General features: G+C 63.4%; 8 protein-coding genes. All 8 read right to left on the reverse strand.

Annotated elements, in window-relative coordinates; translation table 11 throughout:
• Positions 1 to 8: 8 nt before the first annotated feature.
• The gene (locus tag CGZ66_RS00320; RefSeq protein WP_095080383.1) at positions 9 to 6467 is read right to left on the reverse strand and encodes an RHS repeat-associated core domain-containing protein; all 6459 of its coding nucleotides are present in this window, start codon (positions 6465 to 6467) and stop codon (positions 9 to 11) included.
• A gap of 23 nt (positions 6468 to 6490) precedes the next feature.
• Positions 6491 to 9331, reverse strand: coding sequence for a leucine-rich repeat domain-containing protein (locus CGZ66_RS00325; RefSeq protein WP_095080385.1), 2841 nt, complete (start codon positions 9329 to 9331; stop codon positions 6491 to 6493).
• 65 nt (positions 9332 to 9396) lie between these two features.
• Positions 9397 to 11517 carry an RICIN domain-containing protein gene (locus CGZ66_RS00330; protein ID WP_095080388.1) on the reverse strand — a complete coding sequence of 707 codons (2121 nt, stop codon included), beginning with the start codon at positions 11515 to 11517 and terminating at the stop codon, positions 9397 to 9399.
• Between the two features lie 20 nt (positions 11518 to 11537).
• Positions 11538 to 13583 (reverse strand): hypothetical protein, encoded by a 2046-nt coding sequence (locus tag CGZ66_RS00335; protein WP_095080390.1) that lies wholly within the window; start codon positions 13581 to 13583, stop codon positions 11538 to 11540.
• Entirely contained in the window at positions 13580 to 14920 is a 1341-nt protein-coding gene (locus CGZ66_RS00340; protein WP_095080392.1) for a hypothetical protein, read from the reverse strand. Before CGZ66_RS00340 ends, CGZ66_RS00335 begins: the two co-directional genes overlap by 4 nt.
• Positions 14917 to 18765 carry a coiled-coil domain-containing protein gene (locus CGZ66_RS00345; RefSeq protein WP_095080397.1) on the reverse strand — a complete coding sequence of 1283 codons (3849 nt, stop codon included), beginning with the start codon at positions 18763 to 18765 and terminating at the stop codon, positions 14917 to 14919. The genes CGZ66_RS00340 and CGZ66_RS00345 overlap by 4 nt, the downstream gene beginning before the upstream one ends.
• Positions 18762 to 20090, reverse strand: a complete 1329-nt coding sequence (locus CGZ66_RS00350) for a hypothetical protein (RefSeq protein ID WP_143748629.1) — start codon at positions 20088 to 20090, stop codon at positions 18762 to 18764. Before CGZ66_RS00350 ends, CGZ66_RS00345 begins: the two co-directional genes overlap by 4 nt.
• Positions 20087 to 21160: a hypothetical protein gene (locus CGZ66_RS00355; RefSeq protein WP_245330946.1), complete on the reverse strand. Its 1074-nt coding sequence runs from the start codon at positions 21158 to 21160 to the stop codon at positions 20087 to 20089. The genes CGZ66_RS00350 and CGZ66_RS00355 overlap by 4 nt, the downstream gene beginning before the upstream one ends.
• Between the last annotated feature and the right edge of the window lie 312 nt (positions 21161 to 21472).

Raw genomic sequence — 21472 nt, forward strand, 5'->3', positions numbered from 1 at the left:
GGTCTCGGTTACCAATGGACGCGCGGCTTGATGCCGAGCATGTCGCGCAACTGGTTCTCCGTTATGTCGTCGGGTCGACGTGTGCCGCCGACACCGATGGTACGTGCTTCCTCGTTGCGGAAAGCATATGACTTGCCATCGAGGCCGACGTAGGGCGCATCCTTGAACCCCGAATGCTGGCCGGCCATGCGGTGCGTGGCGTGGATTTGCTCATGACCCAGCACGATGCCAGGATCCGCCGGATTGGAGGCAGTCGTGCCCGAGGACTTGTCGAACTCGACAGACGTGCGCGTGCGCGACGCTGCCGGGTCATAGCCGATGATCACGTCGCCCTTCGTCGTTTCCGGGTTCACCAACGGATCCTTGTTGCGGGCCGCGGTGACGCCCGGCTCGTTCTGGATCGTCGTGGTTTGTGGGTCGGCAATGACCCGGCGCATCAGCTCACGGCCGTTGTCGAAGGAGTTGGATCCGACAAAGAAGTTTTTCACGTCCAGCCAGGCCCCATGCAGCCAGCTTTGCGATACTTCGCCAGTCTTGCTGTCGACCCGTGCGGTCGGATCGATTCGCTGGATGTCCTCTTCGACCTGCCGCCGATAGGCCGCGTCGCCGGCGACGATCTCCTTCAGGCCGGTCGGGTCGACGAAGGCCATCGGATTGTTGTTGGCGTAGGCGAAGAGATTGCAGGAGGTCGAATTGCCGGTGCACTTCTCCGGATCGCCGACGTAAAGCGGATCGGGCGAGATGAACCGCCCCAGCGCCGGATCGTAGTAGCGGGCGCCGTAGTAGTAGAGCCCGGTATCGTCATCGAGATATTTGCCGGTGAAACGATGGTGCGTCTTCTCGCGCGGCAGCTCCGCGGCGACATCCGTCAGGTGTTGGGCCCAGGCAGGGGCCAGCGTCTCCGGCCCATGTTCGGTGCCGTACGCCCTGTAGAGCATCTGCTCGACGGGAACGCCGTCGGAGGCGATGACATAGTCGCTGCTCTCAAGATGATCCTTCAAATAGTAGAACCATTTGCCGGTGCCGTGTTCCAGACGAACGAGCTTGTTGGAGGCGATGTTGACATAGCTCTCCTCGCCTTTCGGACCGATCTCGAACGTGTCGACCGGGTAGAGGTAAAGCTGCTCCGGACCTGATCCGCCGGTCGGGATGACCTTCTTATAGAGGCGGCGACCCGTCTGATCGTAGCCGTAGAGCACTTCATTCGTCGCCGTCTGGGCTCGGATCAACCGTCCGTTGATGTCGAACACCGTTCCGGTCAAGGTCGGCGATTTCGCAAGTTGGGCGAATCCGTCGAAGGAGTAGGGCTTCGATGCGCTGCCGGCCGGGATGAGGCCGGTCACGGCGCCGGCGGACGGCGCTATCGGCGCGCCGGGCTCGAGCTCGTCGTTGCGGGCAAAGGTTCCCGCCGCCGAATAGGCGAATTCTGCCTGCTGGCCATAACGGTCGATCCGCACGAGTTCGTTCTTGAAATTGTAGTGGAACGTTCCCGACCGGTCGACATGTCCATCGGTGCCCGCGCCTTGCGCCAACGCGTCGACGATCTGGGTGATCGAGCCGTTGGCGTTGAAGGTCATGCTCAAATCCTGCAGCGGTTTGCCGCCGGCCTGCGTAACGATGTGGGTGAGGAACAGGGTGGCTGGGTCGTAGGTCATCCGGGTGAATGCGCCGAGACGATAATCGACCCGCTCGATCCGCGATTCGGGATTGTAGGTGATATTCTCGATGATCTTCTGGGGTCCCGAAAAATCGGGATGCGTGACCGTCACCGACCGCAGGTTCTTGTCGGGCCCCAGCGCGAATTTTGACGCCAGGCCGCGCGGACCTTCGGACGAATCGATGCGGCCATCCAGCGTGTGATGGAAATGATCGGCGTATTTCGCGCCGCCGATCTCCACCTCATGGGTGACCATCCGGCCGTTCGCATTGTAGGCGTAGCGCTGGATGGCGTCGAACGCCCCGTTGGGATCGTGAATGATCACCTCGGTCGTCTTGTCGAGGGGCAGCGCTATCGGCGCTTCGAACCCGGCCGCGGAGGCGACCTGAACGGCGCGGTCATAGTGGTATTCGAGGTGAACCACGCCATCGTTCACCTCGGTCAGCTTGCGGTTGAGGAAGTCGTAGGTGAATGTCTGGACCGACGTTTCGCCATTGCTGCCGACCCGCCCGATCACCGATTGGCGACCGCGCGCATCGTAGAAGGCGTAGCGGTCGCCCATTCCCGGGATCGACTGGAATTCGATGTCGCCGACGGAGTTGTAGATCAGCCGCCGCGGTGTCGTCTCGCCCGGCAGCCAGATTTCGCTCAGGTAGCCGAAGGAATCGCGCACGAAGCGGGAAATATGGTTCGTGCCGCTGCCATTGCTGGCAATGGACGCGGTCACGCCGTTCTCGTTTCTCAGCGAATACTCGCTGCTCTTAACGGTGCCGTCGAACTGGTCGTTGTAGGTCGTGACCGTGAGCGTGCCCCAGGGTTGGAAGGTCAAGTCGGACACCTTGCCCGACGGATGGGTTTCGCGGACCATCCGGCCGGCTGGGTCATAGGTGTAGGCATTGCCGATTTCGTGATCGGGGCGCGGAACGTCGCCAAGATCGAACACCTTCTGCAGGTTCAGGTCGTCGACGCCGCCAAAGCTCTTCACCACAAAGGGCGTCCAGCGGAAGATCTGCTTTGCGTTGCGGTTGTAGAGTGAGAAGTCACTGACCCGCACTCCGCCCTCGGCGACGTTCTCCAGGTCGGCGACCTTTTCGCTGCGCGCGTCATAGGCGGCGAGGTCCGCGATGAACTCGCTCTCGCCTTCCGGCGTCTCGGCAGCGCTCGCATAGCGGCGGCGCGCCGTCAGGATGAGCGACGGCAGCCCATGCTCGCCGATCTTGTAAGTGTAGAAGCGTTCGGCGCCGTCCGCGGCGGTTTCCCGGGTTTTGCGGCCCAGCGCGTCGTAACTGTTCGTCACGACCATTCCGAGCGGCGTCGTTGTCGTCGCCACGGCGCCCTGGCGCGGCCCGTCATAGGTCATTTTCGTCGTCTGATCGAGCTCGGCCGCACCGCCCGACGGCTTGGTGTAGCTGAGCGTCACGGTGCCGGTTGGGTCGTAGATCGCCGACTCGGTGATGCCGAGTTCGTCGGCGATCGAAATACTGTTGCCGAAGACATCGTAACCCATAGTCTTCGCGAGCTTGCGGCTGGCGTTGCGGAACTGTTCGAGCGCGGGCGGCAGCGCGCCAAGCCCCGACAGGACTTCCAGCGTTCGCGAGCCCATCCGACCGCCGGAATTTGGCAGGTAGGTGAAACTCTCGCGGCTGAGCAGCCGGGTCCCGGCCAGGATACGCTGCTCGGACGCCGCGTTGACGATGCCGAGCGCGGCCAGATCGGCGCGCGACTGGGTGTAGTCGGTCTGGGTCGTACGGCTGAAGCCAGGAACCGTCAGGTTCTCCGGGCCCGGAATGTCGCGCACCCTGACCGTCTCGGACGCAGGCATGTTGAATTCGTCAAAACCGGCATAGGTCTGGGTCTTGACCGGATCCTTACATTCGGGATCGGCCACGTCCTGCTGTTCGGCCTCGCCGGCGGAGTCGGTCAGCGTCTCCTTGACCTTCCTGAGATAGGACGAGCCGTCGCCACGCGAAAACGCCTCCCACACCGACGATTCGCATTTCAGCATCATGCCGGTCGTCGGCAGCTTCTGGCTGCGCGTAGCGGTCGACAGCGAGTGCAGCGCCGCCGCCGACGGATCGAGCGTCTCGGTTGTCTCCGCGCTCGCGACGAGCGTCGCCTCCGACTTCACTTCATAGGTCTTGCGGATCTTCAGCTTGCCGGCGAGGTTCAGGTCGGCCGCCCTCTCCGCGAAGGTGTAATATTGTTCGCGATCGAGGCTGGAACGCTGCGTGACGCGCTGGCCGGCCGCGTTCTCGTCGCCGTAAGCGACCTTCTCGACCTCCGAGAAGCCGATGAAGCGGCGATTGATCACGTCATAGAAGGGATTGTGGTAGAAATATTCGTCCGTCTGCACCTGGGCGCGAACCTGGCCGGGTATCCCCTGCGACGTGACGAGCTGCTTGGCGACGACAACGGGGAAATGCAGGTTGCGTGTCGGCTGGCCGTTGGCGCGGTCGCGCAACATCTCGTCGATCGAGGTCGCATAGCGAATGTCGTGCCGACGGCCGGAAGCGAAGTCGACGACGGTCAACAGGTTCGCCTTGACGAGTTGCATGGTCGCGGTTCGGTTGAAGTCGATGATGACGACGGGCTTCACCTCGTCGCCGGACGGTTTCTGGAACACGATGATTTCGGTCTGGCCGTCGCCGTCGATGTCGGCGACGCGCGAGGCGAAGGTCTGTGTCGACGTGCCGAGTTGAACCCGCAGATTGAGCGCGATGTTGAGCGGATCCTTCAGGTAGGTCCCGTCGCCGAAGCCGAGCCAGATGCGCATCTGGTCGGTGCGCTCGCCCATCGACGCGAAATCGATGATGCCGTCGCCATTGGCGTCGATGTACCACATCGTGGCGAGGTTCTCGCCGGGCTGCATGCCGCCAATCTTCGAGAAGGTGCCGTGACCGCAGACCGGATCGTTGATCGCGGCGTCGCCAAACAGCAGGGCATTCGGGTCCGTCGAGAAGATGTTGCCCTGGTTTTCGTAGAGGCAGAAGCCCTGGTCGGCTGGACGGATGACGACGAGATCGGGCAGCCGGTCGCCATTGATGTCGACCATCCGCACGTTGTTGCGGCCGAGTATCTGGCCGTCCTGGCTGTTGAATGGGAACGCCTTGGTCAGCGCGCCGAAATTGACGCTGTAACCGCCATCGGGCTGGCGCCGGGTGAGATTGAGAAATATCCGCCATTCGGTGCGGCCATCAGCGTTGAGGCGCGTCGTGACGATGTCGGACAGGCTGTCCATATTGACGTCGGCGAAGCGGCCGTTGCCGCCCGCGAATGTCGTCGGCGAGATGCCGGGCAGCGGGATCGAGCGGCCGAGATAAGGGAAGGTCCCATCGGCCTTGCCGTCATAGACGTGCATCAGCCCGTCTTCGATTTCGACGATATCGACGAAGCTGTCGCCAAGGATGTCGGCAAAAGCGAAGCGATTGTCGGTGAGCCGGGGCGCGATCTGGCGCATCAGTCCGGCCTCCGTCGGACGCGACAGCACGAGTTGGGTGGTGTCGCCGAAGGCGCTGTTCAGGTCGCCGCTGCCGAGATGCACGGTCGCGCCGTCATCCTTGGTCTGCACGATGTCAACCAGTGCATCCATGTTGAGGTCGGCCAATTCGAAATTCTGAGGGGGGATGTCGCCGGCGAACGCCATCTTCGGCGCTTCGAACACGACGGGGCGCGACGCCAGTTCGGCGCTTGTCCACGACGAATAGCCGAAATTGATGTCCGGGAACTTCAGCGTCGATTGCGCCAGCGCCCCGCCGCCGGTGTCGCCAAACCGGTAGAGCACGCGCAGTTGGTCGAGCACATTGACTGACTGCGTGTCGATGAGCGGCGTCAGGTCAGCCTGCGCCTTCGCCAGGCAGTCCGGATGCGCCCTGACGACGAACTTCGAGGTGTCATTGGTGTCCCGGCCGACATATCCCATGCACCATTGGGCGTAGACGGTGTCCTTGAATTTCGCCGTCACCTTGCCGTAAAGCCGGGCGTTCTCCTGTTTGCTGCCATTGGTGTGGCTGACGAGGGTCGATTGCGTCTCGATCAAGTCGAACTGATAGCTGCTCTGACCGCCGGCGAAGCTGGCCTTTGTCAGGTAGCTGCGTCCACCGAAACGCTGGTAGTCGTAGCGGACGGCTTCGCGGTTGGCGTTGAGCTGCAGGACCAGCGGCCATTTCGTCACGTAGGGCTTGGCTATGTCGAAATTGCCCTCCGCCACGGAGGGATCGCCGCTGAAGATCAGCCGCGTTCCGTCGGCGTTGGTCACCTCGAAGCCGGAGGGGATGGTGTTTGTGTGAAGGCCGCCGGACAGGTCGAGCGAAACGACGTCGAACGCGCCGGTGTGATAGAGAATCTTGACGAAATCCTCGGCGTATTCGGGCTTGTATTCCCAGACGCCGTTCTGGTTTCCGAGAAACACGAGCCGCGTGCCCATGTAGGACAGGCGGGAGAAGAAATCGCCGCCCGGCTTGGTGCCGGGCACGGCGGTGCCGAGATCGTCGTTGACGGCGATCTCCTGGGTGTTGAACCGCCAGCCGATGCCGAGCCCGTTGCCGGTATCGCCCGCGAACTGGCTGTAGGTGAGGCTCATCTGCGGCCCGAACTGGCCACGCGTCGGCAGGGTTGGTAGTGGCAGGCTGAAGTTCGCCGATCCCGTATTGTTGTTCAGCGAGAAGCTGCCTTCCTCCTGCGTGACGGTGCCGCCCGCGGCGGGCAACTGCACGATCGAGGTCGCTGATTTGTCTTCGGCGCGAGCCGGGGAGCCGAGTACTGCGGCGCCAGCGGTCAGGGCTGCGAGGGCGGTAAGGGTCTTGGCGAACATGGGACTACCTCCGGGTGCAGGCATTACTGGTGAATGAGTGGGCCCACGATGACGTGGGGCTGGAGCTGCAGGCAGCTGGGACGCGGACAGACGACCAAAGGCTGGACGGCAATCTCATCGAACACGTGAATATTGACGTCCCAGATGCGCGGCGGCTCGCGCTTGCAGGCTTCGGCGACTTGCGGGGTGAGCGGCTGCGGGAACGAGCAGATCGGATTATTGCCGAGATAGGACTTTCCGATCACCGGATGAACGTGAACGAAGTTCTCGATCCGGTTGCCTCGCAGATCGACGATCGACAGCGCCGGAAGCGAGCCGAGCGGCAGCGCATTGAAGACCCGGTTGTTGCGCAGATCGACATTCGACAACGCCGGCATGTTCGACAGATTGCCAACGTCGGTGATCTGATTGTCGTTCAGATAGATGTATTTGAGTCCGCTCGAGCTGAAGCGCGGGATCGCCGACAGCCGGTTGGTGGCGAGGTTCAGTTTCTGGAGTCCCGTCAGCGAAGCGATCGGGGACGCGTCGGTGATCACATTGTCGAACAGGTTAAGTTCTCCCAGCGCCCGAAAATGGACCACGGGGTTGACGGCGATGATCGACTTCTTGTTCAGCGTCAGGCTGGTCAGTGACTGCGCCCAGCTCTGCGCAGCGCTGCAATCGGCGCTATCGACGTGGTCGGCCTGCATGCGGCTGTCGAGTGCCGCCATGAAGCCTCGCGCGTCGCCGAGCGCGATGGAATCGAACCGGTAGACGATGCAGTATTCGGCGAAGCTGGCGTATTGCAGCGGCAGGTTGCGCATACCGGCGTCGTCGAGCAGCGGCAGGTCCGCCAACGGCGTCACGGATTGCACGTGTGTGTTCGAGAAATAGAGCTTGGTCAGCTTGTTGAGCATCCCGATGCCGATCAGGTTCGACACGGGATTGCCGTCGATGCTCAGTTGTTCGAGACGGCGCAGTTGCAGGACGCCCTGGATCGACGGGATCTGGTTGTTGCGGATCCAAAGCTTCGTCAGCCCCGGTATCGCCGACAGCGCCGACACGTCGGACAACTGGTTGTCGGACAGGTCGATGGAGGTGAGATTGGCCATCACCGGGAAGAGCGAGACGCTGGTCAACCCGCGGTTCTTCGCGTCGGCGAACTGGCGTGAATTGAGATCGTCGTAGGCTTTGCCGCAGGCAGCCTTACCCGAGATCGAAAGCAGCGCATTCACTTCCGTGGCTTGCGCGGGAGTCAGAAAGTCGGTCTGGTTCCGCATCAGGCATGCCGACAGGAAGTCGGTCGCTTGCACGGGATTGTCGGAAAGATCGAGATTGATCAGGCCCGACAGCGCTGCCAGCGGCCTGACATTGGCGATCGAATTCTTTGACAGGTTGAGTATGCCGAGGTTGGTCAGGCCGGCAAGCGGCGCGACGTCGGTGATGGCATTGCTCGACAGGTTGAGCGACGTGAGTTGCGGCAAGGTCGCGAGCGGACGCAGGTCGCTGACGATCTTCGACGAAAGGTCGAGCGCCGTGGTCGCCAGCAGATTGTTGCCGACCGCGGCGCACGTGCCGCCGCCCTCTAATTCGACCATGGCGCGGATGGTCTGCCCAAGCGGGGTCGCCGCGTCGCGATGCAGCACGCACAGGTCAACGAAGCTCTGCCCACCGTCCGCGACGATTGGATTGCCGCTGAGGTTGATCGCGAGCGTCGAGGGGAAGCTGCCGAGATTGGCGAAGGTCTCGATTTTGTTGTTGGCGAGGTTGAGGCTGGTCAGGCCGCCGAGGGCGCTGAGCGGATCGAGCATGTCGCCTGTCAGTCCATTGTTGGCGATGGACAGTGTCGAGAGCGCCTGCAGGAATTGCAGCGGCTCGAGGCTGGTGATCTTGTTGTTGTCGAGCGTAAGGTTGGTGAGCAGCGCCAGCGCCGACAGGGCGCGGATGTCGGTGATGGCGTTGTCGGAAACGTCGGCGCGCGTCAGCGCGATGAGCGGCGCCAGCGCGTTGATGTTGCCGACGTGATTGCCGGAAATGTCGAGGAAGGTCAGCGTTTTGAGCTTGGTCAGCGGCCCGAGGTCGGCGATCGAATTGTCGGCGATCGACAGGCTCGTGAGGTTCTTCAGCACCGCAATCGGCTCGATCGACTGCACGCCCTTGCCGTTCAGGTTCAGCGTAGTGATCGATTCCAGAAAGGCCTGTGCCGCGGCGCAGGCGGCCGGGTCGCCGAGCGCCGAGACCCCGCCGGGCGTTGAATCGAGAACCGCCATCACGGTCGCCGTCTCAGCCGGCGTGCGGTCGCCCTTGACGCACCACTTTGCGAAGGTCGTCGGCTTGTCGACCAGCGGCGCGCCGGAGAGGCACGTGATGGTGTGGATCTTGCCCGCGAAGAACGGCGTTGGGTCGGCGTTCAGTGCCTGGTCGAGATTGAGCTTCAGCTCGGTGACCAGCGGCGCGCAGCTCGGAATGTAGAGCCGATCGGAAAAAGTCGTCGCGCCGAAGTCTGAGGGGAATTGCAGGTAGTAGACGAGGCCGCTGCCATTGTCGTGCGCGAAAACCTTGATCGGATATGTGTCGCCCGACGGGCACAGCAGTGGATTGGCGGCGGGATCAGCGGCGACGATCGCGCTGTCGACGGCGGTCAACACCTCCGAAGGAACCGTCGCGAACCCAAGTCCGCGGATCACCGCTTCCTCGTCCGCCTGATCCTTGCAGCGGATGCGGTAGCCGCGCCCGTCCGAGATAAGCAGCGGATAGTGCAGCCGGTTCGCCTCCAGCCCCGGATCCTCGAACAGCACAACCTTCGGCTCGTCCGCGCGGGCCGGGCCGGTGCCGGCGGCCACGAGCACGACCACAACAAGGAGCAATTGGGCGATGCGGTTCATCGGATCTCTCCTTTCGAGGCTCAGGCTGATCGATGCGGCTCGACCAGCCCGGGCGACTGGCAGCACTACCTCTCGTCCGCCGGCTTGATGGTCCAGTAGCCTGACGGATCGCGGTCGCAGGTGAACTGAAGGGCCGGGATGTTGTTCAAGTTGCTAACTCCGCCGGCAATGCTCAGGCACTTGCCCGTCTGGACGTTTTCCGCCTGAATACCGTCGCGCGTCTCGACCAGGTTCCAGCGGCGCGAAGGGTCGCTGTCACAGTTGAACTGCAAGGCTGGGATGTTGTTTTCGGTGCTGATCCCGCCGGCAATCGTCAGGCACTTGCCCGTCTGGACGTTCGCCATCTGGAATCCGTCGCCTGTCTCAACCAGCCTCCAGCGCTGCCATTGACTGCCGTTGCAGTCGAATTGCACCGTCGGTGCGTTGTTGTCGGTACGTCCTTCCGCGACCGACAGGCACCTTTCGGTTTGCCTGTTCACCAGCATGACTTCGGGGTCAGCCGCCCGGATGCTCCAGAATCGCGACGGATGGCGGTCGCAGTTGAACTGGAGGGCAGGGACGTCGTCGTCGGTGCTCTCCCCGCCGGCAATGGTCAGGCATTTCCCTGTCTGCACGTTTTCAGCCTGGAAGCCGTCGCCGGTTGCGGTCAGCTTCCAATGTCGCGATGCGTCCCGGTCGCAGTCGAATTGGAGGGCAGGGACGTTGTTATCGGTGCTGACCCCGCCGGCAATCGTCAGGCATTTTCCGGTCCGTACGTTCTGCAGCTGAAAACCATCCTCCGTCTCGACAAGTTTCCAGCGACGCCACTGGTCGCCGTCGCAATTGAACTGGACGGCAGGGGCGTTGTTGTCGAGGCGCCCCTCGGCCACAGCCAGGCACTTGCCGGTCTGCATGTTTGCCAGCACCACGTCGCCTTCCTTCACTGTCGTGATGCAGGCTTCAAAAATCTTGCCGGAGGCCACGGTCGATTGCTCGGGTCGACTGATGCAGACCGGATTGCCGTCCAGCGACGGATTGAATGGCAGGATGGCGCTGACGGATTGCGCCGTGGCCAAGCGGTTTGCGCGCAGGTTCGGAGCGGCGAGTTTGGTCAGGCTCATCAAGGGACGCGCATCCGTGATCCGGTTCTTCGACAGGTCAAGCGCGGTGAGCTCTTGTAGAAACCGTAGTGGCGACACGTCGACGATCTTGTTGCTGGCCAGAACCAGCCGGGTCAGTGCCCGTGCCGAGGCGAGCGGCCGTAGATCGGCGATCTGGTTGGAGCTGAGGTCGGCCTCGGCCAGATCCTTCATCACCGCCGTCACGCTGATGTTGCTGATCCGATTGCGCGACAGATCGAGGAACGTAAGCTTGGTCAGCTTTTCCAGGTCGCGCATGTCGGTAATTTCATTGCCGGACAAGGTCAGGCTCGTCAGATGGGTAAGTGTCGCCAGCGGCTCGAGGTTTGTCAGCCGTCTCCCGGCGAGGTCGAGTGTCGTGCTCGACGCGAGAAAATCCTGTGCGCTTGCGCACGCCACCGGATTGCCAAGGGCCGCGGCGCCGCCGGGTGTCAGGTCGAGCAGTTCCTCGACCGTCGTCTGCTGGGCCGGATCAAGGTCATCCTTGATGCACCAACTGGCGAAGGTCGTCGTCCTTCCGACAACCGGCGGCCCCGCAACGCATGCGATGGTATGGACCTTTCCGGCGAAGAATGGGGTCGGGTCGGCGTCGATCGCCTGATTGAGGTCGAGCTTCAGTCCCTCGACCAAAGGCGCACAGCCGGGAATGTAGAGTTGGTCGGAAAGGGATGGCGAACCGAAATCGGTCGGGAACTGCAGATAGTAGACGATGCCGCTGCCGCCATCATGCGCAAAGACCTTGATCGGGTAGTTCTCGCCGGATGGACACAACAGCGGATTGGCGGCTGGGTCAGCCGCGATGACTGCGTTGTCGACGACGGTCAGCACTTGCGAGAGGACGGTGGCGAAGCCCAGTCCGCGGATCACCGCTTCCTCGTCTGCCTGGTCGTTGCAGCGTATTCGGTAGCCGCGACCTTCGGCGATGAGCAGCGGATAGTGCAAGCGGGTGGCGTTCAGCGTGGGGTCTTCCAACAGGACGACCTTCGGTTCCTCGGCTCGGGCCGGACCGGCATGGATCACCGCGAACAGCGCCAGCAGGTGGAGCAGCGATCGGGCGATACGGTTCATCTGCCAATCCTCCTTCCGCTCTATTCGACGAGGCTGAAGCGGCCCGGCCCGCAGGCCCGGCTGGTATTGTCGTGTGCGATGTCGTTGCCCGGCAGCAGGAAACTGGCGCTAGAGGCGCTGTCGGCGAAACTGACCGCGCAGCGGAAGCCGGACACCGTCGAGGTCGTGAAATTCGCCGACGAACCGCGCTCGAGCTGGATAGCGGAGCCGACCGCAAGGCCCGCTGCCGTTGGCGCGAGCCCGTCCGAGCGACCCGCCACGACCGCCCCGCGCAGCACCAGCGGGTTGGCTGCGGCGATGTCGGTGAAGTCCATCCGCATCAGGCTGTCGGAAGTGAGCACCGCGCCGAAACGCGCGCGGACAAGGGTGGAGCGGACCGGCGCTTGTGCCGAGATCAGCAGCCGTGCCCGAACGCCCTGGATCGCCAGCATGTCTGCCTCAACTCTGAGCCCTCGCGCATAAAGGTCGGCCAGGCACAGCGACGCGCCGCGCGCCATCGGCGACAGTCCGTCCGCCACGGTGCCGATGGTCACATCGTCGAGCGCGACCGCGCCGTTTTGAGCGATCACGGCGACGACCTCATCGGTCGTTTGATCGGCCGCCCGCGCCAGGTCGATCCGCTCGAGTTCGAGCCGAGGCAACCCGTCCGCGACGATGATCACCCCGGTCGAAGACAGGATGCATGAGGACGTGCCGGCAGGCACCCGGTTGGCGGTGCCGACGAGCCGCGTGCGGGCGACGCCGGGGGCCGGCGCCATGTGCACCGTCTTGAACGGCAATCCCTTCAGGATCAGCGTCTGCGGCGTCTTGACCGATGCGGGCAGTTCGAGCCTGAGATTCGTCCGTCCGGCGCAATCGCCCTCGGATGAGAATTGCGCCAGCGTCAGCGTACCGCCATCATTGACGCGGCGAACGCAGGTATCGCTGGCCGACCCCCGACAGTCGAAGCCGGTACCCGGCGGCGGAGTGGCGGTCAGCGCGCGATCTGTCTCGCCCATCCAGTCGCCAATGCCGGGTGCGGACAGGCCGAGCGCCGATGTCAGAAGCGGGCAGCCCGTGAAGGACAGCGTGCGCCCTTCCGCGAAGGTCCAGTCCAGCCGCGTATTGCCGAGTGGGTCGAGTGAGGTGATGGACAGGCCAGCGGACAGCGGCGACAGGCCGAGGTCGATGCCCGGTTGCGCGAAGGCCGCGTGCTCGCGCTGATAGCCATCGCAATTCGACAGACACAGGTCGACGAAGGGCGCCGAACGAAGCGCCGCCACAGCGTCGGCGCCGAGCAGGGTTACCCCCTCGGCCTCGGCGATGCCGAAGAATGCCCGCAGCTTCGTCTCCGCCGCTTCCGCTGCGGCCACATCGGCGATGACGTCGCGCGTCGCCTTGCCGTCGAGGCGCGCAATCGGCAGGTAGGAGGGCTGCGCGCCTTCGCCTGGCGGCGTGTAGCGCACGACATAGACCGTGTCTCCGATGCTTTCGGCGCTGAGGAAGGTTTCGAACCGGTGCAGGCTCCAGCGGGCCACGCTCGCCGCCGCTATGTCCGATGGACCGCCGAGATCGCCGCGCCCGCAATCGAGTACGAACGGTGTCCCGACATCGGGAGGCGCGGCAAAACCCTGGAGCACGCCGGGCAGTTGCAGCCGCTCGCGGATGGCAAGTGCCGCCTTGATCTCGGCACAGGCGGTGGGCACGGCGAAATAGCCGGGGCCTGAGGGGGAAGGCAGATAGTAGTTGCCGGATGCCTCGACATCGGCCCAGATCGCGGTCGTCGCCGGCCAGTCGATATTGAATGCCGTCCCGGGGCATGGCAGCCGCGGCTGCGTCCCAAAACTGTTTTCAGTTTGAAGCTTGGCGAGCGTCGCCTCCGAGACTAGCGCGGTGTCAGCCAGGTGCAGCAACCTTTTCGCCTGCCCCGGGCTGGAGCAGCCGGCAAGTTCCACCGCCTTGCCGTCGAAAAGCGCGACATAGACGTCGTTGTTCTGGTCGGTGACGAAAGCGGCAAGCTGCGGCTCCGTGCGGGCCACTGACGTGCCCGCGAGAACCAGGGTGAGCAACACGACCGCCTGTCTCATCTCAATTCGCTCAAGCAGCTTGCGGCGCGGGCGGGGTCCATATTGACCTCGGTCATCAAAGGATCGAGGCCGGCTGACTGGCACAGCGCCTTGACCGTGATCGAATGCGGCCCTTGGAAATCGACCGTAAGAGTTCCATTGGTGATCTGCCCGTTCTGGCCGACGCACAGCGGGTTGTTGGCAAGCGCCGGCCGACGGCAGGTCCGGATGACGTCGGCCATCGCGCGGCGGTTGGTCAGTTCGCAGAAATAGATGCGGCAGAAGGCGGCGACCGCGGCGCGGTTCTCGGCGTCGGCATTGATGATGCGCTTGATGTCGCCGACCAGCGCGCTCGCCTTGGCCTCGAAGGCGAGGCCGTCGACGCGCGTCTTCTCGCCCGCGATCTCGCCCGATCGTTCGGTGATCTTCGGCATCAGGTTGATGTTTTCCGAGGTTATGAACAGCCCGCCCTTCCACCGGTCGAACTCGTCGAGGATCGAGGTCGCCCTCAGGATCGCCTCGCGGTAGGCGTTGTAGATCGGCCCCATCTTGGTGTCGCGCGCCGCTTCGTAGACCTGGTTCAATGCGGCGTATTCCTTGTTCACTGTGTCGGCGCCCGCCTTGATGTCATCGATGCCGGCGCGCGAACTCTGCACCAGGCCCTCGGCTCGTTTCAGCTTGCGCGAAAACATCGCGGTGATCGGGCTCTCGACGCTGGCGAAGTAGCTCTCGATGACTTTGCCGGCAGCCCCGTCGGCGAAGGCATCGATCTCGGTGTCGGACAGATTGGAGATCAGGCCGCACTGGGCGTCGAAATCGGCGCTCAGGGGCCCGGCCTGGCAGGCGCTCATCTCGGCCAGCCTCTGGTCGAGCGTTCGGTTCGAAGCGAGCCCGTCGGCATATTCGAACAGCGCATGGTTCCATTCGATCGCGTTCAGGTCGGCCTGGCTGTGCCGCCGGTCGCGGCAGAACAGCGTCTGCTCCATCCGGTTCTGGTTGCCGGAAGCCCGGTAGGCGTCGAGGTGACGCGTCGCCTCGGCGCAGGTCGCCAAGCCCGAAATCAGCCCTGCGAGTTGCTGGTGGACGGGCGGCAGTCCGCGTGTCTGCGCCTCCCGCATCAGGTTGGCCGCACGTTCGCTGTCGCTCGGACTGCGGGCCGGGCGGTGGAAGACGCAGAGGCCTTGCTCGAAGGTCTTCAGCGTGCCGTCCGGAATGGCCGGCCCCTCGCAGTTGGGAGCGTCGAGAACGCGCGATTCGATCGTATAGCCGGCGAGATTGTCGACGAAGAGGTCGCGCGCGGCCGCTCCCGTCGCGCCGAGCGCCAGACCGAGCGCTGCTGTGGCGACGACGGCTCTCATGGCGCGCTCGCGAAGATGAAATAGAGGGTGAACACGGCGCCGTCGAACGGGCAGTCGCTCGGCTGCAGCGACAGCCGGTACGAGCCGATCAGCGGCGCGCCGAGATAAGGCAGGATCAGGCTGGTGTCGTTCGACGGTCCGGGCGCGCGCGGGAATTTGCGCGCCTGGTAGCGATCCTGCACCCAGTAGCGGATGATCCGGCTGATCTCGTCGCCACTGTCGGCTTGGTTGAAGAAGGTCTGCAACGCGACGCGCTCCGGCCCGACCGAAATGTCTGCGCGGACCTCGCTCGACCCCTTGGTCAGCGGCTTGAAGATGAAGCCGCTGCCGCGGTGTTGCAGGGCGAAGCGGTTCCACTGCGCCCCCGTGCACTGGTAGTCGGTGCCAGCGAAGACATCGATAAGGGTGAGGTTCTTGCGCTCGCGGAATTTGTTGGGCGCCCACAGCGCGAAATAGCCGTTTGCCTTCATCAGCGCGTCGGTCGACGCAAAAGGCGAAACCTCGAACTCGACATTTTCGTCGAGCGCCAGCTTGCGGGCGAAACCTGAATTGGCGGGCACGACGATCTGGGCGACATCGATGTTGATCTGCCGCTCGTCGAAGAAGCGCTTGGCAACGATGTCGTCGATCATCGCCTGGAGCTGGGTTGCGTTGCGCACATAGACCGCGGGCACTGTCGCCGCGTCGCCGGTGAAGGCCTGCACCACTTCAAAGCGGCGCCGCATCAGGTGCATCAGCCGGTTGGCGGTCTCGAGCACGCGCCGCTTGGTCACCAGATATTCGGGAATGCCCTTCATCAGGTCGGCGATGGTGTCCTGGGTCGCGATGAACAGATTCTTGCGCGTCGCCGGATCGTCGATCTGGGTGACGAGCTTGGTCATGTCCTCCTGCTGCTTTGTCACCTCGGCCTGAACGTTGCTCTGGAACTTCAGGATGCTGTCCTGCAGCGCGCGGCTCTTCAGACCAAGATCCTTGGCCTGGTTCAGGCCCGCGACGAGTTCCTCGGTGTTGCCGCGCGACTGCGTGATGCGCTGCTCGACGAAGGCGAGTTCGGCATCGTTCAGCGCCAGCATCTTGTCCTTCTGCCGGTCGCGCAGTTCGTTGATCAGGTTGGTCGAGGCATTTGATTCCTCGGCAAGGCCTGTCACTGTCGTCTGCGCGGCGCGGACGCGGTCGATGCGGCCGTTGGTTGCCGCGACCAGTTCGGCGACACGTGCATTGTCCTGGTTGAGCTGGGCTTCCGACAGGGACAGCTTGTCGAGTTCGAGATTGAGGATCGCGATCTCGTTGGTCAGCCGGTCGATCGTGCGCTGCTGGTCGGTGATCTGGAAACTCAGCATGTCGTTCTCGCGCGCCTGAAGATCGAGCCCGGCGAGGATGCGTTCGTGGTCGGACTTGAGCCGCGCCACCTGCTCGTCGATGCTGAGATCCTGGCTCTGGCAGTCAACCGCCGCCATCGAGCCCTGCAGCGTCAGTTCCTTGATCTCCTCGGCCCCTTGCGCCAGCCGGCCGGCAAGTTGGAAGTGCGTGTCGACCAGCGCCCGGGCCTTGAGCGCCTTGTCGAGGTCGAGTTCCTCGTTCGCCTGGCGCAACTGCGTAATCCGCTGCTGCAGGCCGTTGATCTGGTTGATGTTCTCTTGCGTCACCCGGCCGGTCGCTATGATCGTCGACAGGATCGACTGCGCCGCTTCGAGCGACGCCTTGACGACCTTGGAGGTGTCGATCTTGGTTGCCGCGCCGCTGGCAAGCCCGCAGGCGCAGACATTGACCTCGGGTATCGCCGCGGCGATCGCGTAGGCGGCCTGGATGGCGGTGAGCGTGATCTGTGCGGCCTGCGTCGTGCCGTTGAACGCGGCGAACCAGGCGATCACTTCGGTCAGCTGGCCGTCGACCTGGTCGCGCGCTTCCTCAAGGTCCGCCTTCCTCTTCGCATAGAGGTCCCGCTCGGCTTCGTAGAGTTTCTTGGCGAAGTCCGTTTCCGTCTGGGAAAAAGAACCACAATCGACGTTCGCAAGTTCCTGCGGCAGCGGGATGTTCGATGTGATCATCTGCTGGTCGGCGATCAGCGGCTCGACATCGGCGAAGTCGGCGCTGCCGATGACGCACTTCATCAGGAACGCTTTCGCTTGTGTCTGCGAGTTCAAGAGCTGGGCCCTGAGGCCCGACTGTCCGTCCGGGCCGCACATCTGGGCAACGTATTGGTTGCGCGTGAAGGCCGGCGTCACGGTCTGGCATGCCTGTTCGCCCGCGAGCAGCGGCGTGAACGGATGGTCGGCCGTATCTCCGATCAGGGCGAGCTGATTCTCGATGCCGCAAAGCTGCTCGCGGTCGACGGCCCGGCGGCGCTGATAGAGGTCGGTCTGGCGCAGTTGCAGTTCGGTGATTGTGTCATTGGCGCGGGCGATCGCGCCCTGGTTGTTGGCGATCTGGGTTTGAAGGATCTGCCGCTGGCGAACCGCCTGTTCAAGCTGGTTGGCGTTGCGCTCTGTCTGGCGGGCATATTCGGTGATCTGGCTCTCGAGCGAGGAAATCTGCAGATCGAGATTCATCTGCGTCATTTCCCAGTTCAGCAGCCAGCGCAGTTCGTTGCGCCGCTCGACCTCGGCCTCCTTGGAGAGGACGATCAGGTCGAGTTCCTGCCGGTCATTGATCTGGCGGCGCTGGTTTTCGAACTCGGCGATCTTGGTGCCGAGCTCGATCTCAAGCGACCTGATCTGCTGGCGATAGCCGAACGTGTCCTTCTCGGCGTCGACCGCGTTGATCTCTTGCTGGACAGTGGTGGCGAAGGTCTGCGCCTCGTGCTCCAGCTTGCCGATCTTGTGCGCGATAAGGTTGACTTCCTGGCTGCGGATCGTCCGCTCCTCGTCGAGCGCGCGCGTCGCTTCGCCTTCCTTGTTGGCGTACCACCGCTCGACCAGCGCCTCGACATTGCGCTCGACCTCAGTCAACCGCAACTCGCTCTCGGCCAGGGCCTGCTGCAGGTCCTCGAACGGGATCGTCGTGAACTGCATCGGGTCGATGTTGAGGAACAGGAAGCCCTTGCGCGCGCTGTTCATGCGCGCGTCCAGATCGCTCTGCTGCAGCAGCAGGTCTGCGCGCAGGTCGTCGTAGGTAGACTCGCCTGGAATATCCATCTGCGTCTCGACCAGCACCCACATCGCGGCCTCGTAATTGGTGTAGGCTTTGGAGAGGTTGGGTTGGCTGTCGAGGCCAGCGCCTCCGACGGCACCCAGCGTATCGCTGACCAGGAAGTCGAGCGCCTTGACGCGCGCCTCCGAGACGGTCTGGTACCAGACATCGCCGGTGTTCATCAGCAGCTGGATCTTCAGCGAGGACAGCGCCGTCAGCTGCCGCACGAAGGTGCGGTAACTCGCATCTGCTCCCGCCGCGGTGCCCTGGTCACCGCCTTGTTGTCGGGCCAGAATGCGAAGACCCCGGTCGACGATCTCGATGCCCTGCCGGCCGAATTCCTGCGCGGCTTGCGGCGAGACGGGCGTATCGTTGCGGCTGACGCCGCTCGCCGACGACAGGAAGGGCATGTCGGCGGCGAGGAACAGGCGATAGCGTCCAAGTTGCAGGTGGCAGTCGAAATCGCACACGATCGCCAGCCGTCCGGTCGCCTCGTCGCCGCAAGTCGTCAGGAACTGTTCGAGCTCGGTGGCGACCTCACCCATGTATTTCACGTCGGCGCGGAAATTGGCGATCTTGAGCAGTGTCGTCAGCTCGCCGGCATGGCCGGCCGCCGCGTCGACGTCGAGCGCCATGCAGTCCTGCCCGCGCGCCATTCCCGCAGCGCCGAAAACGATGCTGGCGACCAGTCCACAAAGCAGGAAGAACCGTCTCATGGTTGCCCCGTCGACAGAAAGACCTCGGAAATCTGGCGCACGTGCCGGGCAAGTTCGGCCATCTGCGCCTTGGAAAGCGATGGATTCTGGAACCGCCCGACCACCGCCCGGGCATGGTTGATGCAGTCCTCGTAAGGGCCATTGATCGTCGCGGTCAGCGCGCCAGTGTCGAGCGTGAGGTCGAGCCTCGAATACGCTCCGGCCAGTCCTGCGCAGGAAGAAAGCTCGGCGGTGATCGCCGGATCGTCGACGACATGCGCGAGGCCGGACAGAGCCGTCATGACGCCTTCGATCTGCCCGACGATCTGCGCCATCCTTGCCTTGCCGTCTTCGAACTCCTTCAGCGATTCCGGCTGGTTGAGGCTGGAGAGGTCGACAGCCTGCAGCGTGGCGATCGTCTCGGCTGCCTTGAGCTGATCCTCCTTGACGAGCACCATATTGGCCTGTGCGTTGCCGAGCACACGCTCCAGCTCCATCACCTCGGCCGACTTGATCGACACGTCCATCTCGTTGACCAGCGACTGGTATTCGGTCGAAGCGGCCTTCATCAGGTTGAGCGTGTCGTCGACCTTCGTCCTGACTGCCTTGACGATTTGCGCGCGCACCCGCGTCTCGATCAGGCCGGTCGTCTCGGCCCGCCCGCGTACCGGCTTGACCGAACAGACCAGTTTCGCCAGCGCGTCCGAACCAAGCCGTGCACGCACCGCTTCGACGATCGGGAACAGCGGACGCCAGGCCGCAGGCAGCGAAGCCAGGCTGGCGCCCGACAAAGGTCCGGCATTGATCTCGTTCATCCGCGTCAGGTGCCGGCATTTCTCCGGCAAGTCGGCCCCGGAGAAGTAAAGCCGCCCGGTAATCAGGTAGGCCTCGACGGCAGCGGCGTATTGTCGGCCGACGAGCGCGGCGAGCTCTTCGGCGCTATCGGTCGAGATTGGGGCGAAGAAGCGGTAGCGGCTGAGGTAGATCTCTGACCACGCAAGCCTTCGCATCAGCACCGAGGCGTCATCGGCCGAAAGCGGGATGATCGGGAAACCGACGCTGCGGCTGCCGCCGGAGGAGCCCGACGCCTCGCCGACCACCTCGCCGGTGAAGGGCAAGCCGAAATCGGGCTGCGTCGCCTCGTGGCTCGGTTCCACGGCGGCGGGGCCGGGCGCGAGCAGGCTGAACCGGGTGGCGTCCGGCGTTGCGTTCGAGAGCGTGGCGTTCCAGAAACCGTCGAGTTTCTCGGATGTGTAAGCGCGCTCCAGGATCGATGCGGCGCTGGCCGCGCCGGCCAGGACGCAACTGACAATCAGGGACAACGCGATGGCTCGGAGGGTTGTCATCGGCAGTACCACACCCTGTCGGCTGCGCCCGCCTGGGCGCAGATGCCGGTGGCCGCGCCGTGCGCCTTCCAGTCCGCCTTTATCTTGGCGAGATCGTTGAATGCGCCCTGTGCCGCGTTGTCGGCATGAACCTCGGCGTCCAGCCGCCAGAAGGGCTTTGCAGGATCGGTCGGCAGCAGCACCCCGATCATGTTGATGTGGAAGGCGGAGACCTTGAGAAAATCCTCCGCGCTGGCGACCGTGTTGTGATTGAGATTGGCGTATTGCTCCGGCGTGACGTTGCCGAGCGCCCGCTTGAATTCTCCCTCCGATACTTCGACCGAGCGCAGCATCTGCGTCGTCTTCGCGGCCAGGCCGTCGAGGATCGCGGTGTTGGCGACCAGCGTCGCGCCCGCCCCGGTCACCGGTCCGAAGATATCAGCGAAGATGACGCGGATCGCCTTCAGGTGCGTTTCGGCCGACTTGATCTCGACGCGGCGCAGTGCGATCCCCGTTTCGAGATCGGACGCCCGACTGACGAAGCTTCTCAGCGCCAATTGCAGCGTGTCGAACGACGAACGAGCTTCCGGCGGCGGCTGCAGGAACACCGAGCGTGCATAGCGTACGGCCTCGCTACGGGCGATGTCTTCGACGGTGGCGCGTGTCAGCGCCGATTCCGGGCAGCCGGTGATGTCGCCGAGGTCGGTCAGCATCTGCGCGGCATGATAGATTTGATCCATCTGTCGCATCGTGCCGAACGAGCCGCTGGTGGTGAACTCGGCCTCGACGCCGGACAGGTAGTCGGTCAGGTATTCGCGCGCGAACTTCACCATCTCGCACTGCACGCCGGCAGCGCGCTCGCGGATGTGGCGGCCGTAAAACGATGCGCCGACGAAGTATTTCTGGTCGGGCGTCGGTTCGAACCGCTCGACGAAGAGCGACTGGATCACCGTATCATATTCGCCGCACGCATATGTGCGCTCGAGGCATGCGGAGTCGGTCTGCAGGTCGCACTGTGACAGCGCCTGGCCGCACATTTGCTGAGCTGCGGCAAGGTCAGTTCCTTCGCCGTAGACAAGGAGGGCTGCCAAGACAATCGCCGGATTGAAGACGTATCTCTTCAGCAAGACGAGCAAAAGAAAATGCACGAAAGCCCCCCGGCCACCGAAGCGGCAGCCTCATCGCTCTTTACAGGCAATATCTTTGCAAGATCAATTTTGTATTGGACCGTTACAGCGAGGATCGGCCACAAAAAGCGTGGCTAACTCAAAGTCAACTTCGCCGAGTAACGCATTTATAGAATGTAAACTAAAACGGATTGGCGACCAATGCACCTGGTTTTTGGCTTCCGTAACGGAAATTTGCGTCAAAGTATCGACGCGGTTAACGGATCGTAAAGAATT

Origin of the sequence: Mesorhizobium sophorae, from assembly GCF_002270415.1 — a bacterium.
In the GTDB taxonomy this organism is placed as follows: Bacteria; Pseudomonadota; Alphaproteobacteria; order Rhizobiales; family Rhizobiaceae; genus Mesorhizobium; species Mesorhizobium sophorae.